The sequence below is a fragment of the Planctomycetia bacterium genome, assembly GCA_034440135.1.
Taxonomy (GTDB): domain Bacteria; phylum Planctomycetota; class Planctomycetia; order Pirellulales; family JALHLM01; genus JALHLM01.
Genome location: JAWXBP010000454.1, coordinates 1 through 4,121, shown reverse-complemented (window position 1 = coordinate 4,121; position 4,121 = coordinate 1). Strand labels below are relative to the sequence as shown.

Genomic DNA, 4,121 nt, shown 5'->3' with positions numbered 1-4,121 from the left:
AGTGGTTTTCGGCATCTCCAACGGGTTTCCGAGCGAAGCAGTCACCAATTCTGTAGCCACATCAGGAATCGCCTGGTTCCGTCCATTGGCCAACTCAACAAGCTTCGCCTCAGACTCGCCGGTGATCTCAATTTCAAATTTCAAACTGCCTCCTTGTTCTCAGATTCTTGTTCGATGTGGCTGACGTCCACGAGCGACATCGAAAGCCTATCGAACGATTAAAAAAACGCGAGCGGATTGAGCTTGGAATCTTGTCAGCTTACGCCGAGTAACCTGCTTAATTCCTTATTTCACCCGATCTACGATTTGGTCAATGGTTATAAAATCAATAAGAACTCGTCGACTGTCATACCAGCCTGCTTCATGATTGCGCGGAGTGTGCCGGGTTTCAGGTCGCCGGCGTGCATGGGGATGATGACGCGGAGTCTTTTCAGCGGGTGCTTCAAGTGGCGATGGCTGCCATGCTGATGATGTTCTACGAATCCTGCTCTCTGGAGTGCGGCAACAGCTTCCCGCGCCGTGACGGACGGGAGCTTGCTCATGGAGTTGCAACAGGCACGCTAATGCGGAGCGAGGTTGTTGGCTGGATCGTAGGCTGCGGCTCAAGCGGGACCGGTTCGCCGTCTTTGAGCAAGCCTTCGATGTAGCACGCGATTGCCTCGTGCGCGCGCTCAACACAGACTTCGACCGTTTCGCCCTGCGTGATGCAGCCGGGAAGCGCTGGAACTTCGACCCAAAAACCACCTCCATCAAGTTCGGCGGGGTGAATGAGAATTGTGTACGCGTACGTCTTCATAAACATTCAATGTATCACGGGTTTGAAATTTTGACGAGCACGTTTAACGGGTCGCTTGAGGTCAAATTGGCGTCGTCAGTGAGAGTCATGAAGTTAGTAAAGCATTAAAGTCCGGAAGCTTGCGGAAAAAAGGAACCGTCGGTCGGACGGTTCCCGGGTAGTGAGGGTTGGTGACCGTCACTGGTTGGTGGCATCGGGTCGAAAATTCGCCGGCAGCCAGGTGTTGACACTGTCGGCCAACGCCTTGTCGCCGATCTCGCCGTTGCGGGCGTCGACAAACAACTGGCTGAGCTGCTTGACCAGCTCGCTCTTCTTGCGATTTGCTGGCGGGGCAGCCATCGTTCCGGCAAATTCTGTGCATAAGTGGGCGAGCTGGATCTTCTGGTAGCTGCCCAGCCACGCGGCATCGGGCGTCCAGTCGTCGCGGACGTTGACGTTTAGTTCAGCAGCCAGATAAGCAATCAACGGAGTGGCTCGCTGCGGATGAGCAACAAGCAATCCGACGAGCAATACATCAATCAATCCGTCGAGCTTCTTGTCGGAGAGTTTTCCCAACGACTCGAACGCCTCAACGTCATTAACATGCTGGTTGCCGATGAGTGGATCGAGCTTGGCACGAACCGCCTTGACTCGATCGTGCGCCGGACTCTTAAACTCCTCGCCGTTGTCGGCGTGCAGGTTCGTGCCGTTCACATCGTGGCGGATCGCGATGGCTTCGCTGCGCACCTTGTCGTGGAGCATGAGGGCGAGCAGTCGCTTTCGCACCGCGGCGTTCTTCAAGACTGCTTCACGAACGCACAAAGCCTGATGGGTGAACGTCGTCGATCGTTGGCGATCGCTGACATCGTCCGACGTCGGTGGCTTGGCGGATTCCGCGGCGCCATTGTCGTCGGCGGCATCACCGTTGGAACGACCCGACGGCTGTGACTTGCGCCGGGGAAGACGGTACTCCCGATGCACCCGGCCGTCCGGGTCCATCAGCAGAAACACCGTCGCCCGCGCTTTGGTCGGTTCGGAATAACAGACAGGTGCCGCCGCCTCGATCTGCCGGGCCTTTTCATCCAAGGCGTCGTAACGCGACTGTATCCGCTCGATGCGAACTTCATCACCATCGTCGATCGTTTCGGCGACTTTATCGAGCTTCTTCTGATCCGCGTCGAGCTTCGCCAGCTTCTTCGTGGTCGCGCTGTCGAATTCCTTCGGCAGCGGATCCATCGCGTACAACCGATCCTGAACATCCTGACGCTTAGAGACGATGACCTCCGACCAACCGTCCTCGGTCAACGCCTGCTTCTCGGTCAGCAGTGCGTTGGCTTGGGCATCCAGAAACGCCTGACGTTCGACGAGCACGCGCTCGGCGAACAGGTCCTGGGTGATGGCAGATTCGGGGATGAGACTTCGGTCGAACTGAGCAAGCCCGGCATCGATCCACTCGTGGGCGATGACGTTCTTCACATGCTCGGCGTGCCGCGGACGGCCGTCGAGTTCCTTCCACACGGCAAGTTGACGATCTGAAGGCACCGCAGCGAACGCCTCGGCGGTGCCGGTGTCGATCTCACCGTCGCGGTACGCATTCTTGATCGGCGCCGCCAGCGTCGAAAGCTTCATGCGCTGGCGGACATAACGGTCGGTGACACCGAACTCGGATGCAATCACTTCGGCACCTTTACCATCCTGGCTGGCCAGCTTGGCGAACGCCTCGGCTTCATCCAGCGGGTGCATCGGCTCGCGGCCGAAATTCTCACCCAGGGACAGCGCGTCGGCGGTATCGTCATCCACGTTGCGCAGCACGCAGGGAATCTTCGGGTCGCCGTTGTTGCGATAAATTTCCCGCAACGCCCCTAATCGCCGGTTGCCGGCGATGACCAGATAGTCTTTGGGCTTGCCTTCGCAGGGTCGGACAACCAACGGCTGGAGCAATCCATGTGCGTTGATCAATGCCACAAGTCGGCGATGGGCTTCGCGATCGGGTTTGACCCGGCGCGGGTTACGCTTGCTTGGCAAAAGACGGGACAACGGAACGGACAGTTGCGATTGAGCACTCATGATCGAACTCCTCCCACCGGCGGTGGGTGTTGACGGACGGGGAGCAATCCGCACTTGCGACAATCGCAGGTGTGAACTCCGTGCCGGCCGGCAACGCGTTCGCGGGAGGAGGATGAAGGGGTGGGGACGAACTGTTCTAGAAGCAGCATGGCACAGCATTCGCCGATGCGCAATTGCGGGGCGTGAAAACCGCCGCCCTTAGACTTAGCGCTGGGCGACGTTGGCAGACCTGTCGAATGCCAAACGTAAAGTTGTTTGGTTTCAACGATCGGTCTATTTTCGCGGCAGGCAACAACAATCATTCCTTCTGCGCAAAGGGTGTCACCATGTTAGGTTTTGGAAAGCGACAGCCGCCATTGGTGTTGTGGTCGCATTGGTGCAAACTCATCGAGAACCTGTCCTTTTCGCCGGAAGAGTTCTACGACCGGACCACCGCGGGATTGGTGGCGCGGGAAATCCCCAAGCTCAAGGAACAACGCGTGCGGATTAATGAAGGTGGATTGCTCTCAACCAAACGCCTCTACCTGCGACTCAAACGCGAGCGGATCGTCATCGATATCTGTGCCGCGCCATTTGGCACTGGATTTTTTGTATCGTGGCGACTGCTCGAAGTCCCGTTGCGAATCAATTGGTTTGCCCTGATCGCCATTACTGTTGCCTGCCTTTACGCTGCATGGTTGTTCATGACATCGGGCCAACCATCGTTCGGGCGGTCAAGCAGATTTGACCGGATGGGGCCGCCAGTTAACGTGTGGCAAGTCGCCTATTCGCTCACCGTTTTAACTGCAATGCTGATTGTTATCGCCCTCGTACTACGCAAGTTGATTGCGTTTGCTTTGAGAGACGTTGATGGCGCGATACTGCAAATTCCCCTCATTGGCCCGCTGTACGAGCGGTTCGTTCGGCAGATGACCTACTACCGTGTTGACATTGCGCTCATGTTTCAGCAAGCGGTGCACGCCGCGGTGACTGAGGTTGTTGACCAAATCACCTCGGCGAAGGGACTGCCGCTCTTGACCGCCGATGAACGCAAACCGATCTTCAACGACCTGTATCGTCGGTAACGGTTTGACTGGCCCGGTTTGACGACGAGGCAAGGTGGCTGACGTGTCCATCACGGTCGAAGAACAACTGGCCGAAGCCTATTGCCGGTGGGAGATTCGCGGCCGCGGCTGGCAGATGTGGGACGAGCCGGTTGCACTGGAGCCGGCCTATGAGCATTTCGCACCGCAGGTTGCGAAGTCCGAAGTTGCCGATGATGGTCGCATCTCCACGTTCT

The 4,121-nt window shown here is 57.4% G+C and carries 4 protein-coding genes; 1 reads left to right on the top strand and 3 read right to left on the bottom strand.

From position 1 onward, the window contains the following. Positions 1–317: 317 nt before the first annotated feature. From SGJ19_26195 to SGJ19_26185, 3 genes are all read right to left on the bottom strand, one after another. On the bottom strand, positions 318–542 hold the full coding sequence (locus SGJ19_26195) for a type II toxin-antitoxin system HicA family toxin (protein ID MDZ4783754.1): 225 nt from the start codon (positions 540–542) through the stop codon (positions 318–320). After that, positions 539–796, bottom strand: coding sequence for a type II toxin-antitoxin system HicB family antitoxin (locus SGJ19_26190; protein MDZ4783753.1), 258 nt, complete (start codon positions 794–796; stop codon positions 539–541). The genes SGJ19_26195 and SGJ19_26190 overlap by 4 nt, the downstream gene beginning before the upstream one ends. A 177-nt stretch (positions 797–973) precedes the next feature. Then, positions 974–2,842 (bottom strand): ParB/RepB/Spo0J family partition protein, encoded by a 1,869-nt coding sequence (locus SGJ19_26185; protein MDZ4783752.1) that lies wholly within the window; start codon positions 2,840–2,842, stop codon positions 974–976. Positions 2,843–3,078: 236 nt separating this feature from the next. Here SGJ19_26185 and SGJ19_26180 point away from each other — a divergent pair, with 236 nt between their 5' ends. Beyond that, complete coding sequence (locus SGJ19_26180; GenBank protein ID MDZ4783751.1) at positions 3,079–3,906, top strand: hypothetical protein; 828 nt, start codon at positions 3,079–3,081, stop codon at positions 3,904–3,906. Positions 3,907–4,121: the final 215 nt, after the last annotated feature.

Excerpts from the sequence above, each read along its gene's own strand:
- SGJ19_26195 (MDZ4783754.1), bottom strand. The coding sequence starts at position 542 with ATGAGCAAGCTCCCGTCCGTCACGGCGCGGGAAGCTGTTGCCGCACTC.
- SGJ19_26190 (MDZ4783753.1), bottom strand. The coding sequence starts at position 796 with ATGAAGACGTACGCGTACACAATTCTCATTCACCCCGCCGAACTTGAT.
- SGJ19_26185 (MDZ4783752.1), bottom strand. The coding sequence starts at position 2,842 with ATGAGTGCTCAATCGCAACTGTCCGTTCCGTTGTCCCGTCTTTTGCCA.
- SGJ19_26180 (MDZ4783751.1), top strand. The coding sequence starts at position 3,079 with ATGCCAAACGTAAAGTTGTTTGGTTTCAACGATCGGTCTATTTTCGCG.